Here is a 14,488-nt window from a genome sequence, read left to right as displayed (position 1 = left end):
ATCTAGCCCCCGCTTTGGTTCTGCCTAACTTCCTATTGTCCGCTACCGCCTAAACCTGTTATGATTACAGCCAATTATCCAGGGCACACCAGGAGCCGTAATGATCATAAAGAAGGCCGATGAACGTCAAACCGACCTGCAGGAACTCCGCAATCTTCTCCAATGCCGGCTCTCGGCAAAACAACGCGTCCTTATCGAGCGGGAAATCAAGTGGCTCAGCTCCGGTATCCGGGGAGAGGAAAACTCAGCCTATTACATTGACTTCTACTACCAGGACAGCGAGCGATGGGCGGTAATCCACGACCTGCGTTTGCAACACAACGGATTTCTCGCCCAGATCGACCACCTGCTGATCAGCCGTTTTCTCGACATCTACGTCCTGGAAACCAAGAACTACTCCTACGGCGTCAAAATCACCCCGGAAGGCGAGTTCATGCTCCATTACGGGAACTCCTGGACCGGCATCGAATCCCCCATCGAACAGAACCGCCGTCACATCCATCTTCTGGAGAAGGTGTTGGCCGACCGAAACCTCCTCCCCACCCGGCTCGGCATCCCGATGCCGGCGGCACTTCACAACTACGTCCTGATCTCCCCCAAAGCGACCATCACCCGCCCTTCAGGCACCAAATTTGAGATGGTAATCAAGGCAGACGCTCTCAAGGACACCATCGGCAAACGGGTCGACGCAATGGGCGTTGCCAGCACCCTTGCCACAGCCGGAAAATACGTCTCCAGAGATACCTTGGAATCCTTCGCGAACGCTCTGGTCCGTCTCCATCGACCAGGAAAGATCAACTATGCCGAAAAGTTCGGAGTGACCGTGGATCAACTGGAAACTGCGGGGCAAACGGATTCGCCAAAGGAGGGATCAGAGCCCAGCAAAGGCAACGGCACCTGCGAGGCTTGCGGACTGGAGGTCGAGAGCAAAGTCATGTATTTCTGCCGGATGAACAAGGCAAGGTTTGCCGGGAAGATCCTCTGCCAGAGCTGTCAGAAGAAACCTCTCCCAACAAGGGAACCGGAAATCATCGAACTGACCGACGTGGCGGAAACGTCAGAAGAGAGTGGAGGCGGGAACTGCGAAAAATGCGGGAGTCCGGTCGACAAGAAGGTCGCGTACTTCTGCCGGATCAACAAGAAGCGCTTCGCTGGCAGACTCCTCTGCAGGAGCTGCCAAAGTACATAAAGCAGTCCCGCTGCCAGTAGTAGGATCTCAATCAAAAAAGGACCTCCCGGAAACCGGAAGGTCCTTTTTTGACCAAGAGACGCGAACGAGATGCTAAAACCGAGGGCCGATGTGGTTTAAGGCTATCTGGAAGCCTCGGTGGCTACGGTCTTTATTTCGTCGAATCCTGCGTCTTTCATAATCCCACGAAACATATTTTCTCCATCGGCACCATAGCTGTTGACGAAGGCCGTCTTAATAAATCCGAGGTTCCTGTTTAATCTTTCGCCCTCATCAAGTGCCGGCTTGCATCTCCGAAGCATCTCAACAAGCTCATCTCTTTTTACCAAGTTGGTGCTATATCTGCGCCCCCACTCATCCCCCATCACCAAAAACGCTTGAGAGTAGATCCTTTTGGTTATTGTCTCTGGACTTGGCATTGCCATTGCGTTCAGCTCTTTCGGGAAAACATACCGAGTTCCACCTATTGTAATTTGAACGCTTTGGTTCTCTTTGGCAGTCTTGTCAATCAAATCCTCGTATTTTGCTGAGTACTGCTTTTTGAACCTGGTGATAAATGCATCCCGATCTGCCTGTGAGCCTTCCGATATCAAGACGATGAATATGTCTATCGCCTTAGTCAACGTTTCCTTCCATTCCTTATCGAACTGGTTAATGATCAAAACTATTTTGCCCGATGTTATAGTACCAACGTCCCCTGCCGCTTCACGAATATGAGGACCCAAAACCAAATCGCCAACTCGATCTTCGTATCCAATTCGAAATCCGCGTTTGAAAGCATCCTTGAGCTCAGTGTGTGCTTCAAAATAACCGAGCTGCTCGTTCAGGTATTTAACAAAGGCAGTATTCAGTTCTTTTTGCGGATTGATACCATCTTTCTTTAATTTTTTCCCCCATTCGGTTCCTCGTTTTTCAAATTCAGTTACCGATCGCTCTACACGCTCTATCTCGCGTACTTTAGTTTGCTGAAAGACACAACCTGACATCAAGGTAACAAACAAGACACAAAGGATGTAGCTGAGTGTTTCAGACCGAAGTCTTGCCCCTGTATTGGTATCCGCCCTGTTCATATCAATCTCCTTTTGAATTATACATTTACCATAAACTTCATTTAGTAGCGGAAGACAACGTCATTTCTCATATATGTAGCCTTTGATTAAGTCATCATGCGCTGACACCATGCGAACGCTTCTCTCGTTTTGCTTTTCGAAGTTCATCTCCTCAATACTAACTTGGTCCCCTTTCACGTTTTTCACCCAAGCCACGTGACCTACCCCACCTCGTTCCGGACTTTTACCTGGGATAGGTTTAAATACTATGATTGAAGACTTCGCTGGTTTGCTCCCGACCTTGAATTTGGCATCCTTGGCGTGGTCGTACCAAGTTCCAGCGTTGCCCGACCAAGGAATCCAAATACCCCAATTTTCTTTTACCTTTTCGGCAACGAACCATGTGCACTGTCCGGCTATGAAGTGGTTGCCACCAGCAGTCTTGCTGGGAGTCTCATCGTGCTTTTTATCATTCTTCTTGTTATCGTTATTCTCTTGTTTAGCATCCTTGGATTTGTCATCATCATGCTTTTTCGATTTGCCCCAGACACTCCCTTGAGTCAAAAGAACCGCAACGACGATCAATATGTAACGCATCAGTACCCTTTTCATAATTCCTCCCCTTGATTAAATTGCAGGATTACTCACACACTGCGGCAACGGGACTCCCGCCCCCAGCGCAGCGCCCGCGACATAACACAACCTGGTCAACCCCGCTCGCGCACTGCTGGTTATCACGTTTGGAGCCTATTGGAACATTTCCATAGCATCCACATGCCACCGTCACACTTCCCCGCGGGAGGCCTTCCTGACCTTCCACAATGCTCCCGCTAGAATTAGAACCTTTATTGTTCCTGACATCGACACCAGTAATGTCTGAGATCAGCCCTCTTCCCAAGTCGTCGCCAACAGACTCGAGCCAACCCTTGGCAAAGGTAATGGATGGTAGGAGCAGAAAACACACTACAAAGATAGCTTTTTTCATACGTTCCCCCTTCTTCGTCAGAATTTGTGTGGTAAGTAGACCATTGATGCCCCTCTCTGGTATCTGAACTCCGTCTCTTTTTCACAGTGACGACCACGGCACAAGAACGAAGAAACAGGGAGCCATTCGGCGTTCAGTCCGGCATCGCGCGCATGCCCCCCAACCGTCATTTCACCGACTCAAGAAGGTGTCGGCACAAAATGGTAAAAGAGAGCCGATAGTTAACCCCTTGAATAATCAAATTTTATGCCACTTTCTCTGCACGGAAATATGGTCAATGGTTTTCTTCTATTATAAGATTCACAGTAAGGCCCCAAAACAACATTGGAGGTCTTTAACTGTTCATTTTGTTACAAAAATACGCGTAACACCCTGAGCTAACAAGATTCGTAACATAATGGACAGTCCAATTTGTTACAGGCGCAGATTGAATATAAAATTACGTCGAATCGCTGACAGAGATGGACGCAAGGCACGTTTCACAAGAAAGCCCGTCAATGTGCAGGCCTATGCCCTACCAGCGTAGAAAACAAACCCTTCTTCCATGCCGAATTGATAACGTAGCATGCTGCGGCCGATTCACATTTGGTCAAACACCAGTCATCCTGTTTATCCTGCCCATCCCTGTTAAATGGGTTTCCTCCGGCCTCATTGCCTCCCATCACCTCTTGGTCAGGTGGTCTTGGACCAGATTAGAACCGTCGACAAGAAGCGGTTGGTAAAAAACTGGGGAAGGTAGACCAACAGACCCAGAAAGAAGTGCTGGTCCTCTTGTCGGAGATGTTCGCGTCGTAAAAAGCCAGCCCACACGTTGAAAAACCAAAACCGAAACGGCCGCAGTATGGGTACTGTGGCCGTTCCAGTTGCAGAAGCAGGCATTGTTTCGCCGGAATAACTCAGGTCGCAACCCGCCAGCTCACCTTTTGATAATATCTACCAAGTGAAACGTATAAAAACCGAATTGGAAACAAGAGGCGGTGAGACTACCACTGGTTCAGAAATATATCAGATTAATACAATACCTAAAGCTGTATTGACGGCATCCTTTGCAACCCCCAGTGCTGCATTAATGGCAGCCTCTACGGCAAGGGCACCAAGGCCCTCTACTGTAAGCAATACCGCCCTCGCAGCTTGCTTCTGAATGTCTAACTGGAGTTTTGCTTCCTCTTCTTGTATTGTTCCAGCTGCAAACAAGGAAGTGATGGTCGCGAGGCATTGAGCCATTTTTACACCTTCACCTTTTGCATAACTTTCTATGTCGGGTGCCTGTTTTTTGAGAGTAGCAAGGAAAGCAGCTCCCATTTCTTCTCCAATTTTCCCTACTTGATCTAAACTTAGAGCCGATGCCATTTTATTCTCCTTGTTTTGTATTTATTTTGATTCTCCGCGTTTTTTTGCTATCTCAAGTTTGAGTATTGCAGTAAATATTGTATTGAATAATATCCTATCTGTGTCTATTGAGGTGGGGTCAATGCAAACATTCTGTTTATCTTTAAGCTTATGTAATTTCTCTAAATCCGATATAGCAGTATTTATAGCATCGAGTTGATTAACTGTGATGTCATTTTTTGGAATAGCCTTTGCTCTAACCAGAATTCCACTTATTTCTACATCAGCATCCTTATAGAATGACATATTGTTAAAATATGAACAATTTGGATATGATTCACTTTTTAAGTTAACAAAATACGAATCAAACTTTTTTTGAAGGGCTGTGACATTTGTGTCTGTTTGGTCATCATATTTACTAACTAATTGAACAGTGCAACCTGATAAAAATACAACAACCGCCAGTGACCTCAACGTAATTTTAAGCAAATCATTCATAAGACCCCCTCCTGTTAATTAATTTATGACGATGATGATTAAATGAATCAGCAAGCAATCTCCAGCTGCGGGTACTGCTGGCGCTGGCTCAGCGTCCTTAATTTAAGACTGGGTACGAAGCACGGATTTTTGTACCTAAAACAATTCGTTTATATCCCAAATGCCATAGGGCAACATGCCCCTTTATTGTGAACGTGCTTCACGTAGTAATCAACCTGGCAGAGGGTTTGTGCTGGTCTAGTACAGGGGCAAACGCGTGGCGGCGAAGTCCGCCGACCAGCAGGGCTTCCAGGCATTCGTATTGGTCAGTGTTTCGGGGATGGGGACCACCGCCGGCTTGGGCAGGTTGGACTCCGGCATTCCCGGTATTGGAATTGTGACAGTAGGAGGGAAATCTCCGTTGACGGTCTCCTTTGTCAGGTAGTCGGAGTGCCCGTAGTCCCACGAGTCCGGCAGTCTCGGATTGCCGATTACATTCCCGGGTGCCGGGGCTAAGGGGCCGGAACGTCCCAACGCCGCCTTCAGGTTGGGATCTCCACGCTCTATCAGGCCTCCTACGAGGTTGCCGGCGGGGTAGGCCATTGCCAGCACGTGATCTCTGTAGGAATAGATCACGGATATGTGTTTGATCTTTCTCGCTGAGTCCTGAAATTCCCTGGAGAGGGTGTCGTCCTCGATCGCCGCTGCCAGCGTGAACAGGTGGCGCACTGTCTTCCCTTTTCCCAGTTGTCGGATGGCTTGCAGCATCACCCGCACACCCAGTGAATGCGATCCGAAGGAGATCGACGCCGCGCCATCAAAGTTCCGATCGACAAATTCGCCAAGCATGGTGCCACTCTTCTCGGCTTCGCTCCCTTCCCATATGTAGTCGAGCGCCATCGGGATAATGCAGTCACCCGGCCAAAGGACTCCTATATAGAGCGGCATGGGATCAATCTTTAGATGCTTCTTCCATTCGTTTAGCTTGGCAATTCCTTCCGGCCGGTTGTTCTCGAACCCGTGCGTCATCAGTAGCACGTCTCGTCCGGCCACGGCTCGAGACAGGCGAGCCGGATCCAGGAAGTTTCCGTTCCCGTCCGTCACTTTCAGCGTGCCAACGGGCCCGCCATGTGACCAAGCCCTCAGGTCAATGAACCAGCTCCCATCATTCATGGTTTACCTTTAGCCGCCTGGATCGCCTTCGCGGCTGTCCCGATGCTGGACGCCAAGTCCTTTGCTACAGGTGCGAACGGTGTTGCCAGGAGGCCCGCAATAAACGCGAATAGGAAGGTGGCCCCGTCTCTATATTCCGGGGCCGAGACATAAAGGGACCACGCGGCGATCTCAGCCAGAGTGATTGCCAACACACAGGCAAATGCCTTGCAATTGTTGCGGTACCGCTGGTCTGCACGTTGATAAGCGCGATCTATCATCGTTGAGAGTAGTAAATCGAAGCGCCCGTACACGTTCAGCTGTTCTTGCGTCAGGGCCTTGCCCGAATCCAGGATGGCAGCAACAGAGCTTAATATTTCAGCATCGACCCCCGTACACCTGGCCAAGTCCGGCGCCGTCTCCGAGTTCAACCGAAGCTTGATCAGGGATTTGGCGGTGCTTTTAAAGTCGGACGGCGAAGCACCATTGAGCCAACTCCCCATGAGGGTCTCGCGAATTGCCGAACTGGTAACGGCAGATCCGTGCGGAATGCCTTTGTCATTGGGTGCCACCAAATTCAGGAACCGGGAGATGAATTCGAACCCAGAACGGGACACCCCTCCCCAAAGGGCCTTGGTTGCATCTACGAGACCAAAGGCAGCCGTCCCAAGTGCGCCGATGGCTGCAACCGCAGTTGCGAGTTCGGTTGGCGAAAGCCCCATCACATCCCCCTTATACGACAAAAGAAAAAGGCCGAGCTGCCCCCTGAGCCTCCATGCGGTGAGGCTTCCGGCAACCCGGCCGACTAATCTACTTAGTCCCGTAGGCTTTCCGTTCCCCCGGTCACCCGGAGGTTGGCTTGTTCAGCTTTCTACTGCATTAACTCCACCCGCAACCAATTTTCTCCCGTAACAACAAGGACACAGGTCAGCCACTCAATAAATTAACACGTTTTAACCATATTGAATCACTAGGGAAAAACGATTTCGCGACTAAAATACTCGATCGCTCAAAAATATCATTTCCTTTCTTTCTACAAATCGGCAAAGCCCATCTTTCATTCAATTTTCTCACACGGATAGCGGCAAAAAAATACGGATAACACCACATCGATGGGTGTTATCCGTATTTTTCCTGCTACCCCTCAGCGAGTTTTCCGCCCGCGCCTAGCTGATGGTTTTATCGGCGTGCATCAGCGTTCATCTGCGGACGACGATATGAGGGTGTTGAGGCCCCCAAAGTCATAAGTTATGGCCCGAAAATACTCCCCAAGCGGGAGAATCGTTACTGCGACACGCCCATCGGGTAGAGCTCGTGGAAGAGATACCCCGCCGCATGGGGAGGAAAGCCGATGCGTACCGGCCCCTTGGGCATATTGCTTACCAAGAGCCCCTCGCCGAGGAGTTGCGGAAGGATATCCTTTCCGGTGCGGGGCGACCCGCAAGCCGCGGCCGCGTCGCCGCGACTCATCTCCCCCCTCAGCAAGACCTCCTGAAGGATTTTGGCAGCCGGCAGCTTTATCGACGGATATTTTTCCATAGGCGCCGGAATGATCTTTTCCGCCCGCAACTTCACATATCCCTCAATCCTCCCCAGAAGCTCATCGAGCCGCAGCATCGACGTCATGTACTGAACCTGGTCGAGACACGTCTCCAGGAAGAATCCGCAGAAGTGGATGATCCCTTCGTTGGAGAGGGGGCCCCGTCCATCGAGATCATTCCTTTTCGGCATATCCGCCGTAGCCAACGCCTCCATGTATCGAGCCTTTCCTCGGGCTAAACCTCGGCTCACGGTCCACATCCCGTATCCCGGCATCAATGCCCGTAGATAGGTATCGGTGATCAGACGAGCGACACGGCCGTTGCCATCGAGGAACGGGTGGATCCAGGCGAGTCGGTGATGAGACGCAGCCGCAGCAATGATCGGCTTCAGCCCACGCAGCTGTGCCCTACGGTAACTTTCGTGAAAACGAGTGAGGAAACCTTCCAGGGCATCATGCTTCGGGGGCACATGTCCCCCCACGGCTACGTCCCGTTTCCGAAATTCCCCAGGCACAACCCTCAGCCGCTCTCCCGTATCCGGATTTTGGACCCAGCACAGCTCTTCAGGTAGCCTGAGGTAGAAGATTTCGTGGACCCAGGACATAATTTCAGGGTCGCACGGCTCAAGGTCAGGGACCTGCCGCAACCTCTCCTCAAGCGCCTTCTGGCACTCGATGTGCGCAAGGCTTTCCAGCTGAAGGTTCCGCTTGAAAGGGTCTTCGGCGTAGTGTTGACGCATGGCCTTTTCGATGTCGATAGGATGCGTGCTGTTGCCTTCGATGAGGTTGGAGTAATAGCTGTTGATAAGGCGAGTCAGGTCGACAACGGCTAGTTGCGAGCAGGGATGAAGCATTCCGGAAAGAACAGCGGATTGGGTCTGGACCTGGAGCGCCAAATCTTCCAGAGCCCCGACCTTCGGCCCTTGCGGGAAAAGAGGTTCCATTTGTGTTGGGATACTCGCCATTCGGCCATATTAACGGCAATATAATATGTATGTCAAGTTATTATCATATCGCCTTTTTCGCGTACCAATCCCCACATGAATAGTCTCTTTTCGGCTATATTAACGTGTATCTATGTAGCCACCCTACCCACTCTTCGTTCGCCACTTCCGTCCGGAGCAGACCGCCGTTGTGCTACCGGAGAGTCCTCGGTGGTTGAAGCCTTACATCAGCGGTCAGTCGCGTTCATCTGCGGACGGCTTTGCAGTCAACAGACGGGATGTTATCCGTTTTTTATCAGTGCATATCCGTGTGAGACCGCAGTAGCAGGCTTTCCTGTTAAATGGTTTTCCTCTGTGCCCCTCCGAGTCCTCCGCGGTGACGCTTTTACATCGGCGTTCATCTGCGGCCAACTTTGCAGTTACCCAGTGTTCCTGGCCTCTCCGTGTCTAACCGTCTTTTAGCTAACCATTCATGGCAGGGACATCCAGTCCATCCTGCCCATCCCGGTCAGATGGTTTTCCTCCGTTTATCAGCGTGTATCTGCGGGCGGATGTGGCTGCATCTCGCAGGTTGACCTCTGCCTCTAATGTAATTACAATGTAAATCCAAACCGAATATCGTGTTTCTTGGGAGGCAACACCAAATGAAGGCAAACATCATCCGCATCGGCAACTCGCAGGGGATCAGGATTCCCAAGGTGCTCCTCGATCAGAGTCAGCTGGGGCCCGAAGTTGAACTGGAGGTCCAGGAAGACCGGATCATCATCCGCCCCCTGACCCGGTCGCGGGAAGGCTGGGCGGAAAAATTCAAACTGATGGCAGCGCAAGGCGACGATGCGCTGTTCGATGCACCAGGTGGTGAACAGACCGACTTCGACCAGGACGATTGGCAATGGTGAGCCGATTCGATGTCCATCTGGTCAACCTCGACCCCACCATTGGAAGCGAAATCCGCAAAGCACGACCGTGTCTCGTTATTTCTCCAGATGAGATGAACCACTACCTTGCGACCGTCATCGTTGCCCCGATGACCACGAAGGGGAAAGACTATCCGAGCCGGGTAACCTGTACCTTCAAAGGGAAAAGCGGGCAGGTCGTCCTGGACCAGATCAGAACCGTCGACAAGAAGCGGTTGGTGAAAAAACTGGGGAAGGTGGACAAACCGACCCAGAAAGCAGTGCTCGCCCTTCTGTCGGAAATGTTCGCGCCGTAAACAACGTCAACGGCTGGGGTTACAGCGGTCTAAACCGAAGGGGGCTGGCACTACAGGTGCCAGCCCCCTTTAGCATCCCGTCGATTCCCTGAGCGCGAAAACCAACGTCATAGCCAACCTTCGTACGGGCGCAGCATGCTGCGCCATAACCCGGCCCGAGGCATCAACCAGCAACAGGGATATAGAAGATGAAAAGGATGTCGCTTTCCTCTGTGTCCCCTGTGCCCTCCGTGGTCAAAGCTCATCAGCGTGCATCAGCATTCATCTGCGGCCAGCTTTGCAGTTCACCAACGCTCCAAGCGTCTCCGCGCCTTACCGTTTTTAAGCTAACCATTCATGGTGGAGGTATCCTGTTCATCCTGTCCATCCCTGTTAAATGGTTCTCCTCCGTGTCCCTCCGTGTCCTCCGTGGTCAAAGCTTTTACATCAGCGTGCATCGGCGTTCATCTGCGGTTAAATTTGCAGTTCCCCGGTTCTAACGTTTCTGGCCCTTAACGTCTCAACGCCGTTGATCCATAAAACATCCCGTTCATCCTCCCTATCCCTGTTAAATGGTTCTCCTCCGTGTCCCTCCGTGTCCTCCGTGGTCAAGCTTTTACATCAGCGTGCATCGGCGTTCATCTGCGGCCAAATTTGCAGTTCCCCGATTCTGGTGTTTCTGGCCTTTAACATCTCTACGCCGTTGATCCAGGAAACATCCCGTTCATCCTCCCTATCCCTGTTAAATGGGTTTTCCTCTGTGTCCCTCCGTGTCCTCCGTGGTTAAAGCTTCTAACATCGGCGTTCATCAGCGTTCATCTGCGGCCAGCTTTGCAGTCAACCCCGTTCATCCGGCCCATCCCTGTTACCTGCTTTTCCTCCGTGTCATCTGAGTCCTCCGTGGTCAAAGCTTTTAGATCGGCGTTCATCTGCGGCCGGCTTTCCACAGATTCGCACCGGTCCGGCCAACTCGACGGGCAATCCGTCAGATCTCCTTCCCAATCCGATGGATTTCGAATCCAATCCGATGGATTTCGATTCCAATCCGACGGATTTCGATCCGAATCCGATCGATTTCGTTCCAAATCCGTCGGATTTTTTCTAAAAACGATCGAATTTCACCCGCGCATCGCTCATTTCTAATTAAATCTGCAGTCAAAACCGGTAAAAAACGACGGATTTGCCCTCAAATTGAACAGATTCCGCTCCGAATCTGACGGATTTCTCCTCAAATCCGTCGGATTTTTCAAAAATCCGTCGGATTTCAAAAAAATCCATCGGATTTTTTTGGCAACCTACTGAAATCACAACAGGCGCTCCAGCTCATGAGAGATCCTCCTCTTTTTTTTCCGATAATCCGTTTGCCATCCGGTTTTATCCTGCTACCGTTCATACATTAGAGCACACCAATCTAGGCCAGAAAAGGAGGACCTGATGGACCGAAGGCTGATGGACCGAAGGCTGATCAACGCATACCTGAAGCTGAATCACGCGGAGTTCATCGTGAGGTCGGGCCCTCCCGTCGCCGCCCTCACCGAAACCGGGGTGATCGGGTTCTCCTGGAACTGTTTTTTGGGAAGTCCCGAGGCCCTGAAGGGAGCCTTCCAAAACCTCAAGGAGAGCCATAACGCCTCCTTGGGCGGGGACCCGGTAAAGTTGGCCGAGACCGACGCCCGGCGCCAGGAGTTCACCGGGATTTTCGGTGACGTCCTGGACGTCCTGGCGGTGGCGGCACGCAAGGACTCCACCCTGCTGATCAAGGCGGGGCTGGACTGGATCAAGAAGAGTTCCCCCAGTACCGCATCCCAGGCCCGTGCCGCCCTCGCCAACGGCCCGATGAACTTTGCCGTGAAGTATGGTGTGGGCCACGAAATGGTCGGCAAGTGCGCCGCGGTAAAGGGGGCCAAGAGTTACGAAGTATGGTGCACCGAGGATCCGAAGGATGAGTCGAGCTGGAAATTTCTCGGCATCTTCACCAAGGCCTCGCGGATGGAGTTTCAGGGGCTCACCCCGGGGAGGCAGTACTGGTTCCGGGTCCGGGCCGTGCTCGCCAACGGCAAGAGCCCGTGGTCCCACGTGGTAAGCCTGATGGGGATCTGATTAACAAAAAGAGGCCCGCAAGGTGGGCCGAGGAGGTCGAGGAATGGTGAAGTTCGAGATCTTCCAGGGGAAAGACGACCAGTACTATTTCCGCATCAAGAGCGCCAACGGCGAGCCGATCGCCCAGTCCGAGGGATACGCCCGGAAGGAGGGAGTTCGCGACACCGTCAACCTGATCAAGCGCTCCGCCGCCCTGGCCGAGGTCACCGAATCCCCCTGACGCAAAGGTGCCGGGGATAGCAACCGAGCAAACAAAAGGACCTGCCGAGATACCGGCAGGTCCTTTTTGTTTTGTTCAGGTGGCAGGTTCTTCAAATCGGAGGCAAGGCCAGGGAGTCAGCAGCGAACCGATAATTCCACCCGGCACCCGCCGCCAGAGATTGCAACATTGCATGCCTGACCCGAGGTCGGTTCCCCTGTTAAAGATTTTCCTCCGGGCTCTATGTGCCCCTCCGTGGTTAATGCTTCTTCTTTCCGTCTCAAGAGGCATCCACGACGGTCGCGACCTCACCCGAACCTCTCACACGGATACCGGCAAAAGAAAACGGATAAGGCCGCCTCGTCACAGTTACCCTGACCAAGACGCGGTGTTATCCGTTCTTTTCCGTGATGATCCGTGTGAGAGCTCCCCATCCTGCCCATCCCCGTTGAAGATTCCTCCGGGTCCCCGGTGTCCTCCGTGGTTGATGCTTTTCGTTTCGAGGTTGGGAAATTTCTTGACAGCCGGGACCGGCTCGTGTTGTATATGCAACATGGAGACTCCCAAGACGGCCGAACAATGCGCCGAGATCGTCGCCGCTCAGTGCCTGGCGGGCCGGGTCCGGCGCTTAAACCGGGTCATCACCAACCTGTACGACCGCGCGCTGCAGTCTCACGGCATCAAGATCAACCAGGCCAATATCCTGGTTTTCCTGCTGGCCTACGGCGACGCCAGCCCGAACGAGATCGGTACCCGCCTGCAGATGGAAAAATCCACGGTCAGCCGCTCCCTGGACCGGATGGAAAAAAGCGGCTGGGTCGCCATCGATGGGAACGGCCCCCGACTGACGGTTCGCGTCACCGAACCGGGCAAGCAGTTGATGGTCGACTGCCATGAACAGTGGCAGGACGCCCAACGAAAGGCGTTTGCGCTTTTGGGCGAGGCAGGCGCCGCTTCGCTTAAGGAGATTGCCGATCGCCTCAAGAGGTGAAGCGGATATTTTTTTAACGGCAAGGTTGCATATACAACCTTCAATTTTCGGGAGACAACATGCAAAGATACGCGGGAAAAAGCGTGGAATTGAAGCGAGCGGTCGTAACGGGGCTGGGGGCCATCACCCCGGTGGGGAACACGGTGGCGGAAACCTGGGCCGGCTTGGTTGCCGGGAAAAGCGGTGCCGGACCGATCACCCGGTTCGATGCCGGCGGGTTCCGGACCAGGTTCGCCTGCGAGGTCAAGGGATTCGATCCCCGGGATCATTTTGAGGCCAAGGAGGCCAAGAAGCTGGACCTTTTCAGCCAGTTCAGCATGGTCGCCGCGGGGGAGGCGTTCCAGGATGCCGGACTGCACCGGGGGGGATTCGATCCCACCCGGGCCGGGGTGGTTTGGGCCTCGGGCATGGGGGGCTTGGCCACCCTCGACGAGCAGCTGCTCGACTATGGGGAGCGCCGGGGCAGACCCCGCTTCTCGCCGTTTTTCGTGCCGCGCATCATCGCCAACATCGCTTCGGGCCTGATCTCCATCCGGTACGGTCTGCAGGGGGTGAATTTTTCCGTGGTATCGGCGTGCGCCTCATCGACCAACGCCCTGGCGGAGGCGCTGCTGCACATCCGGCTGGGCAAGGCGGATCTGGTGATCGCCGGGGGTGCCGAGGCCGCCATCACGGAATCCGGCGTCGGCGGCTTCTCGGCAATGAAGGCGCTTTCCGAGCGCAACGACGATCCGCTCCATGCCTCACGCCCCTTCGATGCCGACCGCGACGGGTTCGTCATCGGCGAAGGGGCCGGCGCCTTGGTGCTGGAAGAATACGGGCATGCGGTACGACGCGGGGCGCGGATCTACGCCGAGTTGTGCGGGGTGGGTACCAGTGCGGACGCCTACCACATGACGGCCACCCATCCGGAAGGGGACGGTGCCTGGCGCGCCATGCGGGAGGCGCTGGAAGACGCCGGCATCCCGGCCGGGGCGGTGAACCATGTCAGCGTCCATGCCACCTCGACCCCGCTGGGCGATCTCAGCGAAATCAAGGCCATCGAGAGGCTGTTCGCGCCCCATTTTGGCAACTTCGCGGTCAGTGCGGTCAAATCGGCGACCGGCCATCTGCTCGGGGCGGCCGGGGCCCTGGCGGCCATCAGTTGCGTGAAGTCCATCGGGGAACAGGTGATCCCCTCCACGATCAACACCAAGGTCCCCGATCCCGGGCTTCCGGACGGCATCGACCTCACCCTGGAAACCGCCCGGTCCAGGCCGGTGGCGGTCGCCATGAACAACGCCTTCGGTTTCGGGGGTCACTGCGCCAGTGCCGTTTTTGCCACGTGCGAGGAGAGGTAGC

The 14,488-nt window shown here is 53.5% G+C and carries 14 protein-coding genes and 1 riboswitch; of the genes, 7 read left to right on the top strand and 7 right to left on the bottom strand.

Translation table 11 applies throughout. The annotated features are described in order from the left end of the window. The first annotated feature begins 100 nt into the window (after positions 1-100). Complete coding sequence (locus JFN93_RS21060) at positions 101-1,189, top strand: nuclease-related domain-containing protein (protein ID WP_199386121.1); 1,089 nt, start codon at positions 101-103, stop codon at positions 1,187-1,189. A gap of 122 nt (positions 1,190-1,311) precedes the next feature. Here the strand turns inward: JFN93_RS21060 and JFN93_RS21055 are convergent, their stop codons facing one another. The 7 genes from JFN93_RS21055 to JFN93_RS21025 all read right to left on the bottom strand — a co-directional run bounded on the left by JFN93_RS21055 (position 1,312) and on the right by JFN93_RS21025 (position 8,665). Then, positions 1,312-2,259: a hypothetical protein gene (locus JFN93_RS21055; protein ID WP_199386120.1), complete on the bottom strand. Its 948-nt coding sequence runs from the start codon at positions 2,257-2,259 to the stop codon at positions 1,312-1,314. 60 nt (positions 2,260-2,319) lie between these two features. Beyond that, positions 2,320-2,850 carry a CHAP domain-containing protein gene (locus tag JFN93_RS21050; protein ID WP_199386119.1) on the bottom strand — a complete coding sequence of 177 codons (531 nt, stop codon included), beginning with the start codon at positions 2,848-2,850 and terminating at the stop codon, positions 2,320-2,322. Positions 2,851-4,228: 1,378 nt separating this feature from the next. Then, entirely contained in the window at positions 4,229-4,573 is a 345-nt protein-coding gene (locus JFN93_RS21045; protein WP_199386118.1) for a hypothetical protein, read from the bottom strand. Positions 4,574-4,594: 21 nt separating this feature from the next. Next, positions 4,595-5,050, bottom strand: a complete 456-nt coding sequence (locus JFN93_RS21040; protein WP_199386117.1) for a hypothetical protein — start codon at positions 5,048-5,050, stop codon at positions 4,595-4,597. A gap of 237 nt (positions 5,051-5,287) precedes the next feature. Further along, entirely contained in the window at positions 5,288-6,202 is a 915-nt protein-coding gene (locus tag JFN93_RS21035) for an alpha/beta hydrolase (protein WP_268898848.1), read from the bottom strand. Continuing rightward, complete coding sequence (locus tag JFN93_RS21030; RefSeq protein WP_199386115.1) at positions 6,199-6,903, bottom strand: hypothetical protein; 705 nt, start codon at positions 6,901-6,903, stop codon at positions 6,199-6,201. Before JFN93_RS21030 ends, JFN93_RS21035 begins: the two co-directional genes overlap by 4 nt. Before the next feature lie 66 nt (positions 6,904-6,969). Further along, a riboswitch (cyclic di-GMP riboswitch) is annotated at positions 6,970-7,050 on the bottom strand. Between the two features lie 415 nt (positions 7,051-7,465). Then, the gene (locus tag JFN93_RS21025; protein WP_199386114.1) at positions 7,466-8,665 is read right to left on the bottom strand and encodes a Fic family protein; all 1,200 of its coding nucleotides are present in this window, start codon (positions 8,663-8,665) and stop codon (positions 7,466-7,468) included. Positions 8,666-9,309: 644 nt separating this feature from the next. On the opposite strand from JFN93_RS21025, the gene JFN93_RS21020 reads away from it, so the two are divergent. The 6 genes from JFN93_RS21020 (at position 9,310) to fabF (ending at position 14,487) form a co-directional block, all read left to right on the top strand. Beyond that, entirely contained in the window at positions 9,310-9,564 is a 255-nt protein-coding gene (locus JFN93_RS21020) for an AbrB/MazE/SpoVT family DNA-binding domain-containing protein (protein ID WP_199386113.1), read from the top strand. Further along, the gene (locus JFN93_RS21015; RefSeq protein ID WP_199386112.1) at positions 9,558-9,878 is read left to right on the top strand and encodes a type II toxin-antitoxin system PemK/MazF family toxin; all 321 of its coding nucleotides are present in this window, start codon (positions 9,558-9,560) and stop codon (positions 9,876-9,878) included. Before JFN93_RS21020 ends, JFN93_RS21015 begins: the two co-directional genes overlap by 7 nt. A gap of 1,413 nt (positions 9,879-11,291) precedes the next feature. Next, the gene (locus JFN93_RS21010; RefSeq protein ID WP_199386111.1) at positions 11,292-11,957 is read left to right on the top strand and encodes a fibronectin type III domain-containing protein; all 666 of its coding nucleotides are present in this window, start codon (positions 11,292-11,294) and stop codon (positions 11,955-11,957) included. Between the two features lie 43 nt (positions 11,958-12,000). Continuing rightward, the gene (locus JFN93_RS21005) at positions 12,001-12,177 is read left to right on the top strand and encodes a YegP family protein (RefSeq protein ID WP_199386110.1); all 177 of its coding nucleotides are present in this window, start codon (positions 12,001-12,003) and stop codon (positions 12,175-12,177) included. A 532-nt stretch (positions 12,178-12,709) separates the two neighbouring features. Beyond that, positions 12,710-13,147, top strand: a complete 438-nt coding sequence (locus JFN93_RS21000; protein ID WP_199386109.1) for a MarR family winged helix-turn-helix transcriptional regulator — start codon at positions 12,710-12,712, stop codon at positions 13,145-13,147. Between the two features lie 59 nt (positions 13,148-13,206). Continuing rightward, the gene (gene fabF, locus JFN93_RS20995) at positions 13,207-14,487 is read left to right on the top strand and encodes a beta-ketoacyl-ACP synthase II (protein ID WP_215907832.1); all 1,281 of its coding nucleotides are present in this window, start codon (positions 13,207-13,209) and stop codon (positions 14,485-14,487) included. Position 14,488 lies beyond the last annotated feature (1 nt).

The sequence above is a fragment of the Geomesophilobacter sediminis genome, from assembly GCF_016458275.1.
GTDB lineage: Bacteria > Desulfobacterota > Desulfuromonadia > Geobacterales > Geobacteraceae > Geomesophilobacter > Geomesophilobacter sediminis.
This window is presented reverse-complemented; position numbering and strand designations above follow the sequence as displayed.

What these genes read in the sequence shown, in the direction of transcription:
- JFN93_RS21060 (WP_199386121.1), top strand. Translation starts at nt 101, where the DNA reads ATGATCATAAAGAAGGCCGATGAACGTCAAACCGACCTGCAGGAACTC.
- JFN93_RS21055 (WP_199386120.1), bottom strand. Translation starts at nt 2,259, where the DNA reads ATGAACAGGGCGGATACCAATACAGGGGCAAGACTTCGGTCTGAAACA.
- JFN93_RS21050 (WP_199386119.1), bottom strand. Translation starts at nt 2,850, where the DNA reads ATGAAAAGGGTACTGATGCGTTACATATTGATCGTCGTTGCGGTTCTT.
- JFN93_RS21045 (WP_199386118.1), bottom strand. Translation starts at nt 4,573, where the DNA reads ATGGCATCGGCTCTAAGTTTAGATCAAGTAGGGAAAATTGGAGAAGAA.
- JFN93_RS21040 (WP_199386117.1), bottom strand. Translation starts at nt 5,050, where the DNA reads ATGAATGATTTGCTTAAAATTACGTTGAGGTCACTGGCGGTTGTTGTA.
- JFN93_RS21035 (WP_268898848.1), bottom strand. Translation starts at nt 6,202, where the DNA reads ATGAATGATGGGAGCTGGTTCATTGACCTGAGGGCTTGGTCACATGGC.
- JFN93_RS21030 (WP_199386115.1), bottom strand. Translation starts at nt 6,903, where the DNA reads ATGGGGCTTTCGCCAACCGAACTCGCAACTGCGGTTGCAGCCATCGGC.
- JFN93_RS21025 (WP_199386114.1), bottom strand. Translation starts at nt 8,665, where the DNA reads ATGGAACCTCTTTTCCCGCAAGGGCCGAAGGTCGGGGCTCTGGAAGAT.
- JFN93_RS21020 (WP_199386113.1), top strand. Translation starts at nt 9,310, where the DNA reads ATGAAGGCAAACATCATCCGCATCGGCAACTCGCAGGGGATCAGGATT.
- JFN93_RS21015 (WP_199386112.1), top strand. Translation starts at nt 9,558, where the DNA reads ATGGTGAGCCGATTCGATGTCCATCTGGTCAACCTCGACCCCACCATT.
- JFN93_RS21010 (WP_199386111.1), top strand. Translation starts at nt 11,292, where the DNA reads ATGGACCGAAGGCTGATGGACCGAAGGCTGATCAACGCATACCTGAAG.
- JFN93_RS21005 (WP_199386110.1), top strand. Translation starts at nt 12,001, where the DNA reads ATGGTGAAGTTCGAGATCTTCCAGGGGAAAGACGACCAGTACTATTTC.
- JFN93_RS21000 (WP_199386109.1), top strand. Translation starts at nt 12,710, where the DNA reads ATGGAGACTCCCAAGACGGCCGAACAATGCGCCGAGATCGTCGCCGCT.
- fabF (WP_215907832.1), top strand. Translation starts at nt 13,207, where the DNA reads ATGCAAAGATACGCGGGAAAAAGCGTGGAATTGAAGCGAGCGGTCGTA.